We start from the raw sequence: 20156 nt of genomic DNA, 5'->3' as shown, positions 1-20156 counted from the left end.
CTCAGTCGCGCAATTCCCGCCCGGTCAGCTTGATGAAGACATCCTCGAGGTTGGAGGCGCGGTGCACGTAGCGCAGGCCTTCGGCGTCAGCTAGCCTGGCCAGCAGTTCGCGCGGTTCGCGGCAGTAGAAAAAGGCGGTTTCACCGCTGGTTTCGACGCGCTCGGCCAGATTTTTGTGGCTTTGGACGAAAACTTCCAGTTGGCCGTGGGATTCGTCGAAGACCTCGACCACCTGCGGTTCGATCTGTTCGGCGATCAGTTGGCGCGGGCTGCCTTCGGCGATCTTGCGGCCGTGGTCGATGACGATCAGCCTGTCGCACAGACGTTCGGCTTCGTCCATGAAGTGCGTCGTCAGGATCAGCGTCTTGCCGGCCGACTTCAGCTGTTTCAGGCGTTCCCAGATCAGGTGTCGGGCTTGCGGATCGAGGCCGGTAGTCGGTTCGTCGAGAAAGATGATGTCGGGGTCGTTGACCAGTGCCCGGGCCAGGGTCAGCCGGCGTTTCATGCCGCCGGACAGCGTCGACAAGCGGGCATCGGCCTTGCTGGCGAGGCCGGCGAAATCGAGCAGTTGCGGGATCTTGGCGCGGATGTCGGCATCCTTCAGCCCGAAATAGCGGCCGAAGACGAGCAGGTTTTCGGCGCAGGTGAAGTCCGGGTCGAGGTTGTCGAATTGCGGCACGACGCCGATGCGTGCCCTCGCCGCTTGCGCATCCTCTGGAATGACATGCCCGTTGAGGACGATTTCACCGCTGTCCGGCCCGGTCAGGCCGAGGCAGAGGCGCAGCGTCGTTGTCTTGCCGGCGCCGTTCGGCCCGAGCAGGCCGAAGCAGGTGCCGGGTTCGACGGCGAACGACAGCCCGGCGACGACCTCGGTGCCACCGTAGGTCTTGCGCAGATCGCTGGCGCTCAGCGCCACGGCAGCAGAGGCTGGCATTAATGGCGCCATGCGCGGGTCACGATGTCGCGGATCAGGTGCAGGCGACGGTGGAAGAAGTGATCGGCACCGGGGACGACGACGACCGGCAGGTCGAGCGGTTGCGCCCATTCGAACACATTGGCGAGCGGCACGGTTTCATCCGACGAGCCGTGGATGACGATGGTGTCGTGCGGTACGGCTTCGGTGTCGTACTGGCGGGTGCCTTCGACGAAGCCGGCGGCGGTGCCGACCAGCACCAGGCGCTGGGCCGGGTGGTTGGCTTCGGTCAGCCGCTTGGCGACGCGGGTCTGGCAGAAAGCGCCGAAAGAGAAGCCGGCCAGCGCCACCGGCAGGTTGCCGCAGCGGCATTTGGCATCTTCCAGCACGGCCAGCAGGTCATCGACTTCGCCGTGGCCTTCGTCATGCACGCCTTCAGTCCCGCCGACGCCGCGGAAGTTCGGGCGGAAAGCGGCGTAGCCGAGGGCAACGAAGGTACGGGCCAGCGTGTAGGCCACCTTGTTGGTGTTGGCGCCGCCGCCGATCGGGTGCGGGTGGGCGATCAGCGCGATGCCCTTGGGGGCATCCGGGCGCTCCATGATGACTTCGATCTTGCCGACCGGGCCATCAACGAAAATCTTCTCTTCCGGGGCGCGCATGGCTCAGATCTTCAGGCGTTCGACGACTTTGCCGCCGATCAGGTGTTCCTGGATGATTTCCTCGACGTCTTCCTTGTCGATGAAGGAATACCAGGTTTCTTCCGGATACACGACCATGACCGGGCCGTTGTCGCAACGGCCAAGACAGCCGGCCTTGTTGATGCGGACGGCGCCGGGACCGTTCTTCTTCAACGCGCCAATGCGGTCCTTGGCATAGGCAAACATGTCGGAGCCGCCGAGATTGTTGCAGCACTGCTCGCCGCCTTCGCGCTGGTTGGTGCAGATGAAGACGTGTTTATCAAAATAACTCATTGTTTCTCTCCTTGTGGGCCGCTCATTTTATATGGGGACCCGGTTTCACGTGGAACGTGCGCGATTTGACCCGTATTTTTCAATGGCGATGATCAGGCTGGCCAGCCAGGCGAAGGCACCGATTTCCAGCCATTCCTGCCAGCCGATCGGCGCCGTCTGGAAGGCAGCATTCAAGGGTGGCCAATAAGTGAGGAGCAGTTGCAGCGCCAGCATGCTGCCGATGCCGGCCCAGATCCACGGATTCGAAAACAGACCTTGCTTCCAGAAGCTGTGGGTCAGCGAGCGGCAGTTGAAGAGGTAGGCCATTTCGACCATGACGAAGACGTTGACGGCGACGGTGCGGGCTTCGGCCAGCGTGTGGCCTTGTTCAAGTTCGCGCAGGAAGAGGCCGAAGGCGCCGGCCAGCAGCAGGAATGAAACGAGGACGATGCGACGGATCAGATGAGCATCGAGCACCGGCATGTCGAGTCGGCGTGGCGCCCGGTGCATGATGCCGCGCTCGATCGGTTCGAAGGCGAGCGGCAGGCCGAGCAGGACGGCGGTGGTCATGTTGATCCACAAAATCTGCAAAGGGGTGATCGGCAGGGTGGCGCCGAACAGAATGGCCGCGACGATGACCAGGCCTTCGCCAAAGTTGGTCGGCAGCGTCCAGGTGATGAACTTGACGAGGTTGTCCCAGACACCCCGGCCCTCCTCGACCGCCGCTTCGATGCTGGCGAAATTGTCGTCAGTCAGCACCATGGCTGCCGCCTCCTTGGCCACTTCAGTACCGGCCAGCCCCATGGCGATGCCGATATCGGCCTGCTTCAGCGCTGGCGCATCGTTGACGCCGTCGCCTGTCATCGCGACGACCTCGCCCCGAGCTTGCAGGGCGCGGACCAGGCGCAGCTTCTGTTCCGGTTCGACCCGGGCAAAAACGTCGACCTCATGCGCGACCTTGATCAAGGCCACATCGTCGAGCAAGGCCAGCTCCCTGCCGGTCAGGGCTCGTTCGGCGCTCAGGCCGATCTGCCGGGCGATGGCCTGCGCCGTCACGGCGTGGTCACCGGTGATCATCTTGACCCGGATTCCCGCCGAATGGCAGTTGCGGATGGCGCCGATCACGGCCTTGCGTGGCGGGTCGATCATGGCCACCAGCCCGATCAGCGTCAGCTTTTCGATGGCATCCGCGTTCAAGGCCGAATTCTGGCCGGGATTGAAATCTCGCCGGGCCAGCAGCAGGACGCGCATACCTTGCCCGGCATAAGCACACGCCGCCTTTTCGATGGCCATGCCGTCGACCGGGACGGTCTGGCCATTGGCGCCGAGCTGATCGATACAGCGCGGTAACAGGCGTTCGAGCGCGCCTTTGACGTAAATGACGCCGCCGGCGTTGTCGCCATGGGCCGTCGCCATGAACTGGCGGTTGGCATCGAAGGGGAGCACGTCGTGGCGTGGATACAGCGCTTGCAGTGTGTGTTCATCCAGCCCGCCCTTGCGGGCCGCCACCAGCAGCGCGGCTTCGGTGGGGTCGCCGGTGATTTTCCAGTGCTGGCCTTCGCGGTTCAGGCTGGCGTCGTTGCACAGTGCACCGGCGATCAGGCATTCGCGCACGGCACCACTGATCTCGGCCGGCATTTCGTCATGAACAATAGTGCCATCCGGCGCATAGCCGTGCCCGCCCACGGCATAGCCTTCGCCGCCGCACCACAGGACGCGAACGGTCATCGCGTTTTCAGTCAGCGTGCCGGTCTTGTCGGAGCAGATGACGGTGGTACTGCCCAGCGTCTCGACAGCCGGCAAGTGACGGATGATGGTCCGGCGCCTGGCCATGCGGGCAACGCCGATGGCCAGCGTCACGGTGACAGCGGCCGGCAGGCCTTCCGGAATGGCGCCGACGGCAAGCGCCACGGCGGCGATGAACATGTCAAAAGCCGAGCCGCCACGGGCCAGTCCGATGGCGACGGTGAGCAGCGCCAGCCCGCCGATGGCCCACAGCAGCCAGTTGGAGAAGGTCGCCATCTTGCGCGTCAGCGGCGTGACCAGATCAGGCGCGGCGGCAATCAGCCCGGCGATGCGGCCGGTTTCGGTGGCATCGCCGGTGGCAATGACCAGCCCGGCACCCTGCCCGCCAACCACGGTCGTGCCGGCGTAGGCCATGTTGACGCGATCGGCCAGCAGGGTATCGGCCGGCAGGGGCTCGGCGGCTTTGCTGACAGCTTGTGATTCGCCGGTCAGCATCGAGTCGTCGGTATGCAGTTCGTGCTGCTGGATCAGGCGCAGGTCAGCCGGAATGCGGTCGCCGGCAGCGAGCATGACCACGTCGCCGGGCACCAGCTGGCTGGCATCGAGCTGCTTGCGGTGGCCGCCACGGCGCACCGTGACCGGCGTCGTTACCCCTCGGGCCAGCGCCGCCAGCGCGCCCTCGGCCTTGGCTTCCTGCCAGTAGCCGATGATGGCGTTGATCAGCACGACGCCGAAAATCACGCTGGCGTCGACGGTTTCACCGAGCCCGCCAGTGATCACGCCGGCCGCAATCAGCACCAGCACCAGCGGCTGCGTCAATTGGGCAGCAAAACGACGCCACGCCGGTTTGCCCGGGGTTTCTGTCAGGCGATTGAGGCCATGGCGGGAAAGTCGACTGGCCGCCTCGTCATTGCTCAGTCCGTGGCGGCTATCGACTCCCAGCCGGCGGGCAGCCGAATCGGCCGAATCGGCATGCCAGGCTAGCGGCGTGTCGTCAGCAGCAGGAATGGCAGGGTCAGGAAGGGCCATAGTGTGGCAACCAGACGAGTCAGACCATTGAAATTGAGGAAGTGTCCCTGCCGCCAGGTGGCAAGGGCTGCCGCCGAATAAGGATTGGGCGGGGCCAGATTGACCAGCACGGTGCCGGCCATCAGGGCCAGTGCGGCAATCATCAGGCGTGGGGTGGCGGGCAGCGCCAGTGCCCCGGCCAGGATGGCAACGCCGACGGTCAGCCCCAGTTGCACGCCCGGGGTCAGCCAGGCCAGCGCATCGGCCGGGCTGATCAGGATGGCGGCGGCCAGCGTGGCAACGGTCAGGCAGAGGAGCAGGAAGAGCGGCACGATCAGATAAGCGACCAACTGGCGGGCGCACAGCATGCGGACAATCAGGCCGACGGCGACGGCATTGAAGGCCGTGATGCAGGCTTCGATCATGACGAAACTCTCGGCGGCGAAGGGCACCGCGCCCGTCAAACCGAGGAGGTGGCGCAAATCGCCGGCCCCGAAGAGCAGGGTTTCCGGCGATAACGGCACCAGTAGCCAGAGACCGAGCAGGGTCAGGCCGAGTTCGGCATGGGGAATGGGGGCGATCAGTTTGTGTTCGAGGGCGGCGATCCGGGCAAAGACCCGGGGGCCGACCGATTGCGCCCACAGCGCACCGAGCAGGCCGCCGGTAGCGTTGCAGACCAGATCGAGATTTGACGGGACGCGGGAGGGTAGCCACGTCTGCACGGTTTCCAGGCCGAAACTGACGCCGCCGGAAAGCAAGGTGGCCAGCACCAGCGCCGAGAAACGGCCGGGAAGCCCATTTAGCGCAAGCGTCAGAAAGAAGCCGAGCGGCAGGTAGACGGCGACGTTGGCCAGCAGATCGAAGATCGTCCAATAGCGCGGCCAGCCGCCTTCGAGAAAGGCGATCGGCGAAACGCCGGTATCGCGCCAGCCGGTGAACGGGTGCAGGCTGCCATAGACAACCAGCCCGAACCAGGCGAGTGCCAAATAGCGGGAAAGCAGGATGGGGCCACGACCGTGATGGGGCATGAGCCCGATTTTAGGGGCTATCCGCCGGTCCGTCAGCCCTTATGTTTGGTGACAATGATTACGCTGGCGCCTTTGGTGCGCCAGGTTCGGCGACATTGTTACCAAATCCCGACGGTGGCTGTTGCCCCGGAGGGCATCAATGATGGTGCGGGTGTTCCGCCGTGTGGTGGGTTTCACCGGCGGCGCGATGGCGCAGGGCTTCGTGGATATTTTCCTGCGGCAGCGGATGGCCGACCCATTGCGGCAGCAGCGAGCCGGCGACCATGCCGAGCATACTGACGCCGAGGCCGATCAGTTGAGGCGGCACCAGCTGGCCGGCGCCGGCCAGCGCGTAGGCGTAGTCGCCGCCGATGCTGCCTTCGCCGCTGACATTGACCAGCACTTCGACCAGGATCCACGACGACAAACCACCGATGATCGCCGCCAGTGCGCCCTGCGTCGTTGCCCGTTTCCAGAAGGCACCGAAGAAAAGCGGGACGAAGGCACCGGCCAGCGTGATCTTGTAGGCGTTTTCGACCATCTTGAAAATGCTGGCGTTGGAGTACAGCGCGAAGCCGAGCACGATGCCGGCAAAGACGACGATGGAGCCGCGCATGACACGCAGGAACTGGTGATCGCCCATGTGCGGGTAGAAGCCGCGCACGATGTTTTCCGAGAAGGCGACCGACGGTGCCAGCAAGGTGGCCGACGAGCAGCTCATGATGGCCGAGAGCACGGCGCCGAAAAAGATGGCCTGGGCGAAGACCGGGGTGTGGTTGAGGACCAGGGTCGGCAGGACAAGTTGCGAGTCGGTTTGCAGCAGGCCGTTGAACAATTCGGGATCAATTAGCGTCGCCGAGTAGGCGATGAACATCGGCACGAAGGTGAAGCAGAAATAGATCGAGGCGCCGAGGATCGAGCCCCACAGCGCGATCTTCTGGCTCTTGGCCGAGGTGATGCGCTGGAAAACGTCCTGCTGCGGGATCGAGCCGAGCATCATGGTGATCCAGGCGCCGAGGAAGGTCAGCCACAGCCACGGGTCGGGTGGCGGGAAAAAGTCGAGCTTGCCGGCTGCCGAGGCGTGGTTGATGACCAGTTCGACGCCGCCGGTCAGGCCGGAGACGATATAGCCGATGTACAACATGCCGCCCATGATTACGCCCATCTGGACGAAATCGAGAATGGCCACCGAGAGCATGCCGCCGAAGGTGGTGTAGGTCAGGACGATGGCGGCGCCGAGGATCATGCCCGCCGTCTGGCTAATGAAACCGTTGGTGACGACATTGAAGACCAGCCCGAGCGCCTTGATCTGGGCCGATACCCAGCCGAGGTAGGAGGCGACGATGCACAGCGTGGTCAGTACTTCGACCGTGCGGTTGTAGCGCAGGCGGAAATAGTCGCCCAGCGTCAGGATGTTGAGTTTGTAGAGCTTCCGCGAGAAGAAGATGCCGGCGATGATCAGGCACATCGACGAGCCGAAGGGGTCGGCGACGACGCCGGTCAGGCCATCCTTGACGAAGGTGGCGGAGACGCCGAACACCGCCTCGGCGCCAAACCAGGTGGCAAAGACGGTGGCAGTGACGACCGGCAGCGGCAGATGGCGGCCGGCGACCGCGAAATCCTTGGCGCTATGGACGCGCGTTGCCGCGAACAGGCCGATGCCGATGGAAACGAGCAGGTAGAGAACGACGAACCAGATCAGCATGATCGCAGGATCAACGACGGTAAGAGGTTGAAAACGCGAGGATTATAAGGTTATTGCGTGTATTCGCGGGGTCAAAACGGTGCGTCGCTGTGAAATTGCACGGGCTCGCCGGTCGCCGGATGAATGAAGGCCAGATCCATGGCGTGCAGCAGCAGCCGTCCGGCCTTGCCGTGGGCCTCGCCGCCATAGAGGTCATCGCCCAGGATCGGGTGGCCGAGCGAGGCCATATGGACGCGCAACTGGTGCGAGCGGCCGGTGACCGGTTCCAGTTCAAGGCGCGTGGTATTGGCCGCAATGTCGCGGCTGACGACGCGAAAGCGGGTCAGCGACGGCTTGCCGATGGCGAAATCGACCATTTGTCGCGGCCGGTTCGGCCAGTCGCAAATCAGCGGCAGGTCCACCTCGCCACTTTCATCGGCCAGTTGACCGTCGACGACGGCAACATAGCACTTGCTGACCAGCCGGTCCTGAAACAGGCGCGACAACTGGCGGTGCATGTCCTTGCCCCGGGCCAGTACCAGCAAGCCGGAAGTGGACATGTCGAGCCGATGGACGCTGAGTGCATCCGGGTACTCGTGCTGGACACGGCTTGCCAGGCAATCGTCCATGCCCTCGCCGCGACCGGGCACCGAGAGCAGTTCGGCCGGTTTATCGGCAACGATCAGCCATTCATCGGCAAAAATGACCGCCGACGCATCGGCCGGCGGCGGCAGATAGGCGATCGCCACGTTCAGAGCCGAACGCGGCAGCGAGCGTCCTTGAAGGGGGTCGGTTCCCAGGTCCAGCCCTCGCCGAGCGGTGTCTGGTTGCAGACCCGCGTGCCGTCCAGCTGGCTGACCCACCAGTACCAGGGGGCCGGCTCAGCGATTGCCACGGTCGACGCGAAAAACAGGGCAAAAATGGATAAGCATCTGATCAGCATGAAGAATTTTCTTGCCAAGAAAAGGTGGAACAATGTACTGTATTTATACACAGTAATTCTGAATTCAGCTCGGCGAGAAATATACCGCGTTCGTCGCCTGGCGAAACAAAACGATTCCTGCAATTTCTATTCCATCTTTGGCCCCTGTGCCATAATCCGCTCAAATTTTCGAGGTAACACCATGGACGACAACAAGGCAAAAGCGCTCGCCGCAGCGCTGCAACAGATCGAAAAGCAATTCGGCAAAGGCTCCATCATGAAGATGGGCGATGCCGAAATCGACGAAGGCATTCAGGTCGTGTCTACCGGTTCGCTCGGTCTGGACATTGCGCTTGGCGTTGGCGGCCTGCCGCGCGGTCGCGTCGTTGAAATCTATGGTCCGGAATCCTCCGGCAAGACCACGCTCTGCCTGCAGGTCGTGGCCGAAATGCAGAAGCTGGGCGGCACGGCGGCCTTCATCGACGCCGAACACGCGCTCGATCCGCAATACGCCCAGAAGCTCGGCGTCAATGTCGGCGACCTGCTGATCTCGCAGCCGGACACCGGCGAGCAGGCCCTCGAAATCGCCGACATGCTGGTCCGTTCCGGCTCGGTCGACATCATCGTCGTCGACTCGGTCGCCGCCCTCACCCCGCGCGCCGAAATCGAAGGCGAAATGGGCGACCAGATGGTCGGCCTGCACGCCCGCCTGATGAGCCAGGCCCTGCGCAAGCTGACCGCCAACATCAAGAAGACCAACACGCTGGTCATCTTCATCAACCAGATCCGCATGAAGATCGGCGTCATGTTCGGCTCGCCGGAAACGACCACCGGCGGCAATGCACTCAAGTTCTACGCTTCGGTTCGCCTCGACATCCGCCGCATCGGCGCAATCAAGAAGGGCGACGAAGTCATCGGCAGCGAAACCAAGGTCAAGGTGGTCAAGAACAAGGTCGCCCCGCCCTTCCGCGAAGCCATCTTCGACATCCTCTACGGCGAAGGCATTTCCCGCCATGGCGAAATCGTCGAAATGGGCGTCGCCCACAAGCTGGTCGACAAATCCGGCGCCTGGTACGCCTACAAGGGCGAAAAGATTGGCCAGGGCAAGGACAACGCTCGCGAATTCCTGCGCGCCAACCCGGAAATTGCCCAGGAAATCGAAGCGGCGATCCGCGAGGCTGCCAGCACCAACGTGATCAAGCCGGTCAAGGCGGCCAAGGCTGCGGATGCCTGACCTGCGCGTGCGCGCCCTGCAACTCCTGACCCGGCGAGATTATTGCCGGGCCGAGTTGAAGGCCAAGCTCGCGGCACACGCCGAGTTCGAAGAAGAACTCGACGGCGTGCTCGACACCCTGCAGGCCGAGCGCCTGCTTTCCGATCACCGCTACGCCGCCCAGCGCGTCGTGGCGCGGGCCGGTCGCTACGGCAACGCCCGCCTGAAGCAGGAACTTCGGCAAAAAGGAGTCGGCGATGACGACATCGCCGCCGCCCTGCCGGAGGCAGGCGACGAGACCGACCGTTGCCGGGCCATTTGGGCCAAAAAATTTGGCCACCTCCCAGAATCTGCCGAAGAACGTGCCAAGCAGATGCGTTTCCTGCAATATCGCGGTTTTTCCGGTGATGCGATTCGCCGGGTGATGCGCGGAGTCGATCAATGAATACCCTAGTCGCCAAACTCTCGGCCAACAACCTGAAGAAACGCTACAAGACGCGGACCGTCGTCGAAGACGTTTCCTTTGAGGTCAAATCCGGCGAGGTCGTCGGTTTGCTCGGCCCGAACGGTGCCGGCAAGACGACCTGTTTCTATATGATCGTTGGCCTGGTGGCGGCCGATGGCGGCGAGGTCTACATTGACGACAACCGTCTGACCCACCTGCCCATGCACAGCCGGGCTCGGCTCGGCTTGTCCTACCTGCCGCAGGAAGCCTCGGTTTTCCGCAAGCTCAACGTCGAGGAAAATATCCGCGCTGTCCTCGAACTGCTCAAGCTCCCTGAAGCTGAGTTGAACGACCGTCTGGAAGGCCTGCTCAATGAACTGCATGTCGGGCATGTTCGCCACGTCAATGCCTCGGCATTGTCTGGTGGCGAGCGCCGGCGGGTTGAAATTGCCCGGGCGCTGGCTACCAACCCGCGATTCATCCTGCTTGACGAGCCGTTTGCCGGCGTTGATCCGATCGCCGTACTCGAAATCCAGAAGATCATTCGCTTCCTCAAGGAGCGGGGCATCGGCGTGCTGATTACCGACCACAACGTCCGTGAAACCCTCGGCATCTGCGATCACGCCTACATCATCAACGCCGGAAACGTACTGGCCGCTGGACGTCCGGCCGAAATCGTTGATAATGAAAGCGTACGGAAGGTTTATCTCGGCGAGCATTTCAGGCTCTGACCGACAGACCCGACCCGACACTATCCGATGAAGCCTGCCCTCCAGCTAAAACTATCCCAGCATCTGGCGCTGACCCCTCAGCTCCAGCAGTCGATCAAGCTTCTTCAGTTGTCGACTGTCGAGATGCAGCAGGAAATCGAGCGTTACCTGCTCGAAAACCCAATGCTGGAACGTGAAGACGAGCACGCTGGCGAGAGTTTCTCATCCGCCCAGCAGTTCGATGCGCCGCAAAGCAGCGAAGGCGAACGCGAGCAGAAGGTTGAGCGGGAAGAACGGGATGCCCGCGAAGAGCGCGAGCAGGATGTTCCGTCAGCCCCATCCGAAGTGGACGATGATCGCTGGTCTTCCGATGCCGGTACCTTCACCGGCGCCGGGCGCGACGAGGACGACGATAGCGATTCCCGCGACATCCATGCCGCCAACGTCAGTCTGCGCGACCATCTAGGCTGGCAGCTGGGCATGACCCAGGTGTCGGAGCGCGACCGCAGTCTGGTGCGCTTCCTGATCGAAGCGCTCGACGACGATGGTTATCTCTCGGCGACGCTGGTCGAACTGTGGGAAACCCTGCCGCCGGAGTACGAAATTGAAATCGAAGAGCTGGAAATCGCCTTGCGCCATATCCAGAATTTCGACCCGATCGGCATTGGCGCCCGCAGTCTGCAGGAGTGTCTGACCCTGCAGCTCAAGGTCTTGCCGGAGAGTGCGGAGCGAACGCTGGCTCTCTCCATTGTCGACAAGCATCTCGAACTGCTGGCTGCCCGCGATTTCGCCAAGATTCGTCGCCTGACCGGCTGCGATGACGAGGCCTTGAAGGCCGCGCACAGCCTGATCACCAGCCTCAACCCGCGGCCGGCGGCCGGCTATGCCCAGATTGAAGCGCGCTACATCACGCCGGACGTGATCGTGAAAAAGCTGAAGGGCAAATGGACTGCCTACATCAATCCCGACGCCTATCCGCGACTGCGCATCAACCGCCTGTATGCCGAGATTCTCGCCAAGCAGCGGCGCGGCAACGGCAACCTGTCCACGCAATTGCAGGAAGCGCGCTGGCTGATCAAGAATGTCCAGCAGCGCTTTGAAACCATACACCGTGTCACGCAGACCATCGTCGACCGCCAGCGCCAGTTCTTCGAACATGGCGAAGTAGCCATGCGGCCGCTGGTCTTGCGTGAAATTGCCGATATTCTCGGCCTGCACGAGTCGACCGTATCGCGGGTGACCAGCCAGAAATACATGGCGACACCACGCGGTATCTTCGAACTGAAATACTTCTTTGGCAGCCATGTCGCCACCGATACCGGTGGTGCCTGTTCTGCCACGGCCATCCGGGCATTGATCAAGCAGTTGATCGCTGCCGAGGATGGCAAGAAGCCCTTGTCGGATAGCCAATTATCCGAAATACTAGGCCAACAGGGAATCGTAGTTGCCCGACGGACGGTTGCCAAATACCGCGAGTCGCTCAATATCCCCCCGGTCAATTTACGCAAGACCCTGTAGAGAGAGGAGAAAAAAGTGAATCTGCAGATTAGTGGTCACCATATCGAAGTTACCCCCGCCCTGCGCGAATACGTCGAGAACAAGCTGGATCCCGTGATCCGTCATTTCGACAAGGTAACCGGCGTTAACGTCGTTCTGTCCGTCGAAAAGCTGAAGCAGAAAGCGGAAGTGACTGTGCACGTGCCTGGCAAGGACATGCATGCCGAAGAATCCGGTGACGACCTTTACGCCGCCATCGATGCTCTGTTCGACAAGCTGGACCGTCAGGTTCAGAAATACAAGCAAAAGGTTCAGGATCACCATCGCGGTGACAAGCCCGGACTGATTGCCGCTGACGAATAAGCGCCGACCGGCCGCAGCACTGCTGCGGCCTCGCTTTACTACCCACCCCTATGAACCCTCTTATCAATCTTCTGACCGCTGATCAGGTATTGCTCAATCTTGAAGCGGGCAGCAAAAAACGGGTTTTCGAACAGGCTGGCATGCTTTTCGAAACCCGACTCGGATTGGCGCGCTCAATCATATTTGACAGCCTTTTCGCACGTGAAAAACTGGGCTCTACCGGGCTGGGTCAGGGGGTTGCCATTCCCCATGGCCGGATCAAAGGCCTCAAACAGGCTGTCGGCGCCTTTATGCGCCTGGCGAACCCGGTGCCATTTGATTCACCCGATGGCCGCCCGGTCGATCTTCTTTTTGTGCTGCTCGTTCCCGAGCAGGCTACCGAAGAACACCTGCAGATTCTCTCGGAACTGGCCCAGCGTTTTTCCGATCGTGCCTTCCGTGAAAAACTGCAGGCTGCCTCTGATCCCGCGGCCGTCGTAACACTTTTCCAGGCCTGAGCCACGTTCGTGCGCCACGTCAACCTTGTTCAGCTCTATGAGGACAATCGCGACAAGCTGCTGCTGAACTGGCATATCGGCCAACAGTCCGACCGCCGAATCGAAATCAAGGGGTCAAACAACTACGGTGCTGATCTGGTCGGCCATATCAACATCATTCACCCCGAACGCCTGCAGGTCCTTGGCTTGGCAGAGTATGAATGGGCGATGCGCATTGGCGAGCGCCGGTTTGCCCAGATGCTCTCCGACTTGCTCGGCGCGCAGCCACCGGCCGTCATTGTCGCCGATGGGCTGACGCCACCTCCCCTGGTGGAGGAAACCTGCCTGCAGTCTTCGACGCCCCTGATCTTCTCGCCAAAACCCTGTTCGGCCGTAATTGACCTGCTGCGAATCTACCTTTCGGCGCGTCTCGCCGATACGGTCAGCCTGCACGGCGTCTTCATGGACGTTCTTGGCATGGGTGTGCTGATCACCGGTGATTCGGGGGTCGGCAAGTCCGAACTCGCACTGGAGCTGATCTCGCGGGGCCACGGCCTGGTGGCCGATGATGTGGTCGAGATGGCCCGGATTGCGCCGACGACCATCGAAGGTCGCTGCCCGGGAATGCTGCGCGATTTTCTTGAAGTGCGTGGCCTCGGTTTGCTCAATATCCGGACCATTTTCGGTGAGACTGCATCACGCCGGAAAATGAAGCTCAAGTTGATCGTGCATTTGCAGAAAACCGCGACGGCGGCGGATGCGCCAAGGCTGCCGCTCGATGCCCAAACGCAGGAAGTGCTGGGCGTTCCGGTCCGCAAAGTCGTCATTCCGGTGGCTGCCGGGCGGAACCTGGCGGTACTGCTGGAGGCTGCTGTCCGCAATACCATCCTACAGTTGCGCGGCATCGATAGCCTCCAGGATTTCATGGATCGTCAGCAGCGCATGATGCTTGACGATGATGCATGAATGGCTGATAGTACGTTGGCGTATTTCATTCAACCAAGGGGACATTCAATGAAGAAACTGATCGCTCTGCTGCTCGTCACATTCTCTGCCACCGCCGTTTACGCCGCTGACGATTGCGCTGCCCGTGCAGCCGAGAAGAAACTGGCTGGTGCAGCCAAGAACAGCTTCATGAAGAAGTGTACGGCTGATGCAGCACCAGCGGAAAACGCTGCCTGTGCCGCCACCGCCAAGGAAAAGAAGCTGGCCGGCGCTGCCAAGAACAGCTTCATGAAGAAGTGCACGGCTGACGCTGCCGCCAAGTAATCCACCTGGATTGAGTCGTTTCGGCCATCTGCGGATGGCCGAATTCCGTTTACAGCTGCTCGAACTCGGCGATCTCGGCGGCCGGGTCGTTGCCCGAGTTTCCGAAACTGATGCGGCCCCTGCCATCCAGCTGCAGCTCGTGACGGCGGACCATCACTTCCTGACGGCCTGATAGGGCGATGAAAGTGCCATTCGTGCTTGAGTCGACCAGGTAAAAGCCATCACCCCGCCTTTCAATGCGGGCATGCTGGCGCGAGGCTTTGCGGTCATCAACGATCAGTTTGCAGTTGAGGTCACGGCCAATGGTCAGCACCGGTGTTTTTTCATCGACCAGGAAAGCCTTGCCATGATGGCGGACGCACAGGCGTTCGACCGGCAACAGGCTGCTTGGCCCAAAAGTGGAGTGCGGGTAGGAGCCGCCACCTTGGTAGCTGGGCCAGTGAATCTGGAATAACGGGAGCGCGATTGTATTTTCGTTGACGGTACCCAGATCCGGCATGGCATCGGTGGTAATGACGCCCGGCTGCGGGAGTTCATCGACCAAAACCGAACTACACAAAATCTGGTCACGACGGGCAATGCCGGCGATTCGTGCTGCCGTAGCTACAGCGGGACCATTCAGTTTTTCGCCACTTTCGGTGACCAAACCGCTGTGCAAGCCGATGCGGATGGTCAGCTTGAGTCCGGAAACCGGCGGCAGGTCCGCAATGCGCTGCTGCATGTCGATCGCTGCCTGGCAGGCTTCTTCGGCCGATTCAAAGGCGGCCAGCAACTCGTCACCGACGATCTGGATGGTTCTGCCTTTGTAACCATCGATCGAGCGCTTCATGCGCTTCAGGCAACGCTCCACTGCGTGCATTGCCTCCTTGTCGCCCAGCCGCTCGAATAAAGCAGTGCTGCCGGAGACGTCGGCGAACATGACGATCAATTTGCGTTGGGTGGAGCTCATGGGCTGCCGGCAACCTGATTTGGAGATTTAAGATTGTATCGAACTTTTATTATATGATGAGTCGCTCATGAAGCGCATTATGCGTTCTGGCTTATCGGAATCATGCCGCTGATCGGCATCTCCGGCGCATCGAAGGCGATATCGCCTTCGTCGACCGGCGTATCCAGCGTCAGGCCCCGAAAATCGAATAAATCGGCATCGGCGAGATGGGAGGGCACAACGTTCTGCATCGCGGTGAACACGGATTCTGTGCGACCGGGGTAGCGTTTATCCCATTCCTGCATCATCTCCCGGATTTTCTGACGCTGCATGTTGTCCTGAGAGCCGCAGAGGTTGCACGGGATGATCGGAAACTCCATGCCGCGGGCAAATTTTGCAATATCCGCTTCCGCACAATAGGCGAGCGGGCGGATGACGACATGCGACTTGTCATCGGTCACCAGTTTCGGGGGCATGGCCTTGATTTTCCCGCCGAACAGCAGGTTCAGGAAAAGGGTGTGCACCATGTCGTCGCGATGGTGTCCCAGCGCGATCTTGTTGGCCCCCAGTTCCTTCGCCGTACGGTAGATGATGCCGCGGCGCAGTCGTGAACAGAGCGAACAGGTGGTCTTGCCTTCTGGGATCTTTTCCTTGACCACGGAATAGGTGTCGGCCTCGACGATGCGGTATTCGATGCCGATCGACTCGAAGTAGGCTGGCAAGATATCGGCGGGAAATCCTGGCTGCTTCTGGTCGAGATTCATCGCGATCAGGCGGAATTTGACCGGTGCCCGCTGCTGCAAGGCCATCAGCATGGCGAGTAGCGTGTAGGAATCCTTGCCGCCGGAAACGCAGACGAGAACGGTATCGCCATCTTCGATCATGTTGTAGTCCATGATCGCTTTGCCGGTCCGGCCTTCAAGATATTTGCGCAGTTTTTGCAGGGTGTTCGAGTTAGTCATGGTGCCAATGGAAAGAAGTCTGGTGCGGGCGCTGAAAGGCCGCCCGGAAAAAATGGCAAGTTTACCTTGTGCCCCTGTTCAAGCTGAGTATTTTCGTGCTCGCTAAGGTATCTGTGTGTAGGCCAGCAGTTTTTCCTGCAACTCCCTGACCTTGATCGGTTTTGCCAGATAGTCATCCATGCCGGCCGCCAGGCAGGCATCCCGGTCATCCTGCATGGCAGCCGCAGTCATCGCGATGATTGGCGTGCGAGGCAATTGCTTTTCTGACTCATTGGCCCGGATACGCTGCGTTGCTTCAATGCCTCCCATGACGGGCATCTGCATGTCCATCAGGATCACGTCGAAGGATTGGCTGGCCAGGAGGTCGATGGCTTCCTGCCCATTCTGGGCCAAGGTACCCTGATGGCCCCATTTGGTGAGCAGACCGAGTGCCAGTTTCTGGTTGGTCGGATGATCTTCGACGAGCAGGATGTTCAGGGCGCGTTGTGCTTCGCGCAGCGAGTGGCGTGTCAGTAACGGACTGGCTGCTGGTGATGGCGTATCTGGGCGCTGGTCGAACAGGCGGCCGAGGGTGGCAAGCAGTTCGTCCGACGAAATCGGCTTGGCAAAGAAACCGGCGATTCCCGCTTCCTGGCAGCGCAGAGCATCGCCACGCAGGGCGCCGGAGGAAAGCATCAACATCGGCGGCAAATCGGGATGCTCGGTGTGCAGATGGTGAGCCAGCTCATAGCCATCCATCCCGGGCATCTGGGCGTCGAGCAGGATGCAGTCGAATTGCGTGTTTTTCTCTCGCATCAGCGCCAGCGCCACCTCTCCGGAGTCGGCTTCACGGCAGCTGACATGCATGGCAGCGAGCATGCCGCGGAGAATGCGCCGGTTGGTAGCATTGTCATCAACGATCAGCATGTGACGGCCAGCCAGGTCGACGGGGTGAATCATCGCCGGCATGGTGTTTTCCGAGAGTTGCAGCTGCACCGAGAAATGAAAGGTGCTGCCCTCGCCAAGCTGGCTATGCAGCCACATCGTGCCGCCCATCAGTTCGACCAGGCGCCGGCAAATCGACAGACCCAGGCCGGTGCCGCCATATTTCCGGGTGGTTGAGGAATCTTCCTGGGCAAAGGCATCGAAGATCAGCCCCTGCTTGTCGGCAGAGATGCCAATGCCGGTGTCGCGCACCGAGAAGTGGATGACCGCGTGGCCATCCTGAAGCTGCGTCAGCTCGGCTTGCAGGACAATCTCGCCCTGACCGGTGAATTTGATCGAGTTGCCGACCAGATTGACCAGTACCTGCCGGATTCGGCTGGGGTCGCCCCTGACGTACCGCGGCACATCCGGCACCACCTCGCTGAGTATCTCGATATCTTTTTCGTGGGCACGCAGCGCCAGCGGTTTCAGCGTATCGGCAATCAGGCGATGCAGATCGAAGGGAATGTCTTCGACCAGCAGCTTTCCGGCTTCAATCTTCGAAAAATCGAGAATGTCATTGATGACGGTGAGCAAGGATTCAGCCGAGGATTTTGCGATGTTCAGGTATTCCCGTTGTTCCGTCGTCAACGCAGTTTCGAGGGCCAGATCCGTCATGCCGATAACGCCGTTCATCGGTGTACGGATTTCGTGGCTCATGTTGGCCAGAAAATCACTCTTTGCCCGGCTGGCCGCTTCTGCCGCTTCCTTGGCGCGCAGAACTTCAATCTCGGCCCGCTTCCGGTCGGTGATGTCGACAATGATGCCGAGCAATCCCGAGACGCTGCCGTCGTGCCGCGTCAATACGGCCTTGCGGTAAATTGTGTCGTGGGCGCTGCCATCCCGGCTATGGATCAGCGCTTCATACACTTGTGTGCCTTTGGTGGCGAATAGTTGGGCATCCATTTCGGCATGCTGTCGGGCATCTTCCGGCGGCAACAGATCGTGCAGGGTGCGTCCGATGAAGGACTCGCGCCGTACCTGGAAGAACAGCTCGAAAGCCCGGTTCAGCCTGACATAGCGGCCGGCCGTGTCTTTCAGATAGACCGGGAGCGGGATATTTTCGATCAGTTCTTCGACCAGGTGCAATTGTTCCGACAACTGCGCTTCCATGCGCTTGCGGTCGGTGATTTCGGTGCGGATCGCGATGTACCGTTCAGGCTCGCCCTGCGCATCGAGCAGTGGGACGATGGTGGCGTTGACCCAGTAAGTGTGTCCATCGCGCGCCCGGTTGCAGATTTCGCCACGCCAGACATTGCCCAGCGAAATGGTTTGCCACATGTCTCGGAACAACTCGACCGGATGGGTGCCGGAATTGACGATCCGGTGGTTCTGGCCGATCAGTTCTTCACGGGAATAACCGCTGATGTCGCAGAAGCGGTCATTGGCGTACTGGATAGTGCCGGCCGTATCGGTGATGCTGACGATGGCGTGCTGATCGAGGGCGAATTTCTGATTGGCTAGTTCGTGCCGACCATGTTCGCTCTCGGCGACCATTTCGGCGATGCGTCTGGAAAGCGCTGCGATATCCTCTTCGGCCAGCATGTCGGCCTCTTCGGCGGTGTCCGGCAGCAGGTTTCGGACGGTCTTGCGCAGCGAGCGCAGGGCATTTTCCCGCCCGGCAAGTGAGAGACGCAGTTTCTCGTTAGCGGCGGAAAGTTCGGCAGATGAAATTTCCAGGCTGCGCGTGCGCAGTTCAAGGTCACGCTCGTACTGCTCGTAACTGGCATCGACCCGGGTCAGCAGGTCAGAAAACCCCTCGAGCATCCCGCGCAGCGCAGGTTCGGCCGAAGTGCTGGCTAGCTTCAGCGAGGCAAGCAGCTCTGCCAGCTCGGCTTCACTAGCGATGCCGATGCTGCGCTTGAGCTGCCGCAAGAGGGTTTTCTGCATGGCTTTTAGCCTAATCCTCGCCAAGGCAGGTGATAGTCATGGTCTGGTTGTGCAGCTTGCACGATGCGCCGGGCGTGAAGGGGCTGATCTCGCCATAGGAATAAAACCCGGTGAGCACCGCTTTGTCACCAAAAACGTCACCAACCGCCTCGACCTCTTCATCTACCCGATTACCCATGACCAGCTTGCGGCCGACGCAACTGACCAGAATAGCCAGCGTGTCGCCATTCGACTGCAGCATGGCTGCGGCCGCTTCGGCAGCGGCTTCGGCACCGTTGACCAACTTTTCGGTACTGGCATGCATCAGCCGGAGATAGCCGTCCGGATCGATTTCGCCGGCCAGGATCAGGCTGCCCGTCTGTTCGTCGATGCCGAGAATGGTCCGGATCAGGCCGATGGCGTTGTGATCCTCGCCCAGCATGGCAAACGGGAAAAGCAGTCCGGAGGCGGGCAGGTTCCGGGCGTGATCGCCCAGATAGCGTTTGTAGATTTCAAGAGCCGGCTCGCCGTCCAGTTCATGCAGGACGTTGCCTTCGCAGCGTGTCACCTTGCGGGCCGGGCCAAAAGGCTCCCAGCCGCCAAAAGAGCCATGGCCGAAGCGAAGGTTGTCGCCGCAAAGGCCAATCGCCACTACCTTGTCGCCGGCGATCCCATCCGGGCCGAGCGTGAAAGTTTCCTTGAAGGCGCCGCCATCGCCGGCGAGGCCGCCGGTAATCGGGATGCCGCTGCCGATGGCGCTGGCGATACCGTTGACCAGGGCGCTACCGTTGATTTTGACGCCGGGGCCGAAGACGAGCACGGCCTTGAGATCGGTGGCGGCAATTTGTCGCCCCACCCGCTCACCGGCCGCAAATGAATCGTCCATGCCTTTAAGGCTGGTGCTGCCTTGAGTCAGTCGGCCGCGCTCGAAATCGATTGCCGTGACGGTGCAGGTCCCATCATCGACGCCATCGGGGGTTATTTCTCCGGCGGTCGAACAGCCGAGAAGCATGGCACGAGGCGAAATTTCTTGCAGGGACTGGCTCAAGCCGGGCGTGGAAAAATGATCGATGCTGCCAAAGACCAGCAGCAAATCAGCCTCAAATCCTTGTAGCGCAATGGCTGCGGCGGGCAGGCCGGCCGGCTTGCGGCTCGTTATTTGTTTGATGCGCAAGTTCGATCTCCTCCTTTGAGCCAATGTGGAAAAATAGCATAGGGCGCGGCGAAATTC

20 protein-coding genes are annotated in these 20156 nt (G+C 61.0%); 8 read left to right on the top strand and 12 right to left on the bottom strand.

Annotation, left to right across the window (positions count from 1 at the left end):
* Position 1: 1 nt before the first annotated feature.
* The 8 genes from KI617_RS20055 to KI617_RS20020 all read right to left on the bottom strand — a co-directional run bounded on the left by KI617_RS20055 (position 2) and on the right by KI617_RS20020 (position 8251).
* On the bottom strand, positions 2–934 hold the full coding sequence (locus KI617_RS20055) for an ATP-binding cassette domain-containing protein (RefSeq protein ID WP_226449370.1): 933 nt from the start codon (positions 932–934) through the stop codon (positions 2–4).
* On the bottom strand, positions 934–1572 hold the full coding sequence (locus tag KI617_RS20050) for an alpha/beta hydrolase (RefSeq protein ID WP_226449369.1): 639 nt from the start codon (positions 1570–1572) through the stop codon (positions 934–936). Before KI617_RS20050 ends, KI617_RS20055 begins: the two co-directional genes overlap by 1 nt.
* 3 nt (positions 1573–1575) lie before the next feature.
* Positions 1576–1884 carry a (2Fe-2S) ferredoxin domain-containing protein gene (locus tag KI617_RS20045; protein WP_226449367.1) on the bottom strand — a complete coding sequence of 103 codons (309 nt, stop codon included), beginning with the start codon at positions 1882–1884 and terminating at the stop codon, positions 1576–1578.
* Between the two features lie 45 nt (positions 1885–1929).
* Positions 1930–4638, bottom strand: a complete 2709-nt coding sequence (locus KI617_RS20040) for a cation-transporting P-type ATPase (protein ID WP_226449365.1) — start codon at positions 4636–4638, stop codon at positions 1930–1932.
* The gene (locus KI617_RS20035) at positions 4590–5645 is read right to left on the bottom strand and encodes a VanZ family protein (RefSeq protein WP_226449363.1); all 1056 of its coding nucleotides are present in this window, start codon (positions 5643–5645) and stop codon (positions 4590–4592) included. Before KI617_RS20035 ends, KI617_RS20040 begins: the two co-directional genes overlap by 49 nt.
* A gap of 136 nt (positions 5646–5781) precedes the next feature.
* On the bottom strand, positions 5782–7329 hold the full coding sequence (locus KI617_RS20030) for a sodium:solute symporter family protein (protein WP_226449361.1): 1548 nt from the start codon (positions 7327–7329) through the stop codon (positions 5782–5784).
* A 71-nt stretch (positions 7330–7400) separates the two neighbouring features.
* Positions 7401–8057, bottom strand: coding sequence for an RluA family pseudouridine synthase (locus KI617_RS20025; RefSeq protein WP_226449359.1), 657 nt, complete (start codon positions 8055–8057; stop codon positions 7401–7403).
* A gap of 2 nt (positions 8058–8059) precedes the next feature.
* Complete coding sequence (locus KI617_RS20020) at positions 8060–8251, bottom strand: hypothetical protein (protein ID WP_226449357.1); 192 nt, start codon at positions 8249–8251, stop codon at positions 8060–8062.
* Positions 8252–8432: 181 nt separating this feature from the next.
* Between KI617_RS20020 and recA the strand changes: the two genes are divergently transcribed.
* From recA to KI617_RS19980, 8 genes are read left to right on the top strand one after another with little or no spacing between them, the layout of a single operon-like run.
* Positions 8433–9464 carry a recombinase RecA gene (recA, locus tag KI617_RS20015; RefSeq protein ID WP_226449355.1) on the top strand — a complete coding sequence of 344 codons (1032 nt, stop codon included), beginning with the start codon at positions 8433–8435 and terminating at the stop codon, positions 9462–9464.
* Entirely contained in the window at positions 9457–9888 is a 432-nt protein-coding gene (gene recX / locus KI617_RS20010) for a recombination regulator RecX (protein WP_226449353.1), read from the top strand. Before recA ends, recX begins: the two co-directional genes overlap by 8 nt.
* Entirely contained in the window at positions 9885–10619 is a 735-nt protein-coding gene (gene lptB, locus KI617_RS20005; RefSeq protein WP_226449351.1) for an LPS export ABC transporter ATP-binding protein, read from the top strand. Before recX ends, lptB begins: the two co-directional genes overlap by 4 nt.
* 27 nt (positions 10620–10646) lie before the next feature.
* The gene (locus KI617_RS20000; protein ID WP_226449349.1) at positions 10647–12116 is read left to right on the top strand and encodes an RNA polymerase factor sigma-54; all 1470 of its coding nucleotides are present in this window, start codon (positions 10647–10649) and stop codon (positions 12114–12116) included.
* Positions 12117–12131: 15 nt separating this feature from the next.
* A complete protein-coding gene (gene hpf, locus KI617_RS19995; RefSeq protein ID WP_226449347.1) occupies positions 12132–12458 on the top strand; it encodes a ribosome hibernation-promoting factor, HPF/YfiA family in 327 nt (108 codons plus the stop codon).
* Positions 12459–12508: 50 nt separating this feature from the next.
* Positions 12509–12955: a PTS IIA-like nitrogen regulatory protein PtsN gene (ptsN, locus tag KI617_RS19990; RefSeq protein WP_226449345.1), complete on the top strand. Its 447-nt coding sequence runs from the start codon at positions 12509–12511 to the stop codon at positions 12953–12955.
* Positions 12956–12964: 9 nt separating this feature from the next.
* Entirely contained in the window at positions 12965–13900 is a 936-nt protein-coding gene (gene hprK, locus KI617_RS19985) for an HPr(Ser) kinase/phosphatase (RefSeq protein WP_226449343.1), read from the top strand.
* 48 nt (positions 13901–13948) lie between these two features.
* Positions 13949–14203 carry a hypothetical protein gene (locus KI617_RS19980; protein WP_226449342.1) on the top strand — a complete coding sequence of 85 codons (255 nt, stop codon included), beginning with the start codon at positions 13949–13951 and terminating at the stop codon, positions 14201–14203.
* A gap of 49 nt (positions 14204–14252) precedes the next feature.
* Here KI617_RS19980 and KI617_RS19975 read toward each other — a convergent pair whose 3' ends face one another.
* The 4 genes from KI617_RS19975 to KI617_RS19960 form a co-directional block, all read right to left on the bottom strand.
* Entirely contained in the window at positions 14253–15152 is a 900-nt protein-coding gene (locus KI617_RS19975) for an adenylate/guanylate cyclase domain-containing protein (protein ID WP_226449341.1), read from the bottom strand.
* 77 nt (positions 15153–15229) lie between these two features.
* Positions 15230–16093 carry a tRNA 2-thiocytidine(32) synthetase TtcA gene (ttcA, locus tag KI617_RS19970; RefSeq protein WP_226449340.1) on the bottom strand — a complete coding sequence of 288 codons (864 nt, stop codon included), beginning with the start codon at positions 16091–16093 and terminating at the stop codon, positions 15230–15232.
* Positions 16094–16195: 102 nt separating this feature from the next.
* Positions 16196–18946, bottom strand: coding sequence for a response regulator (locus tag KI617_RS19965; protein ID WP_226449339.1), 2751 nt, complete (start codon positions 18944–18946; stop codon positions 16196–16198).
* Between the two features lie 10 nt (positions 18947–18956).
* Complete coding sequence (locus tag KI617_RS19960) at positions 18957–20099, bottom strand: FIST signal transduction protein (RefSeq protein WP_226449338.1); 1143 nt, start codon at positions 20097–20099, stop codon at positions 18957–18959.
* Between the last annotated feature and the right edge of the window lie 57 nt (positions 20100–20156).

The sequence above is a fragment of the Ferribacterium limneticum genome (assembly GCF_020510625.1).
Taxonomy (GTDB): Bacteria; Pseudomonadota; Gammaproteobacteria; order Burkholderiales; family Rhodocyclaceae; genus Azonexus; species Azonexus limneticus_A.
The sequence above is the reverse complement of the archived record's forward strand: the minus strand, read 5'-3'. Positions and strand labels throughout refer to the sequence as shown.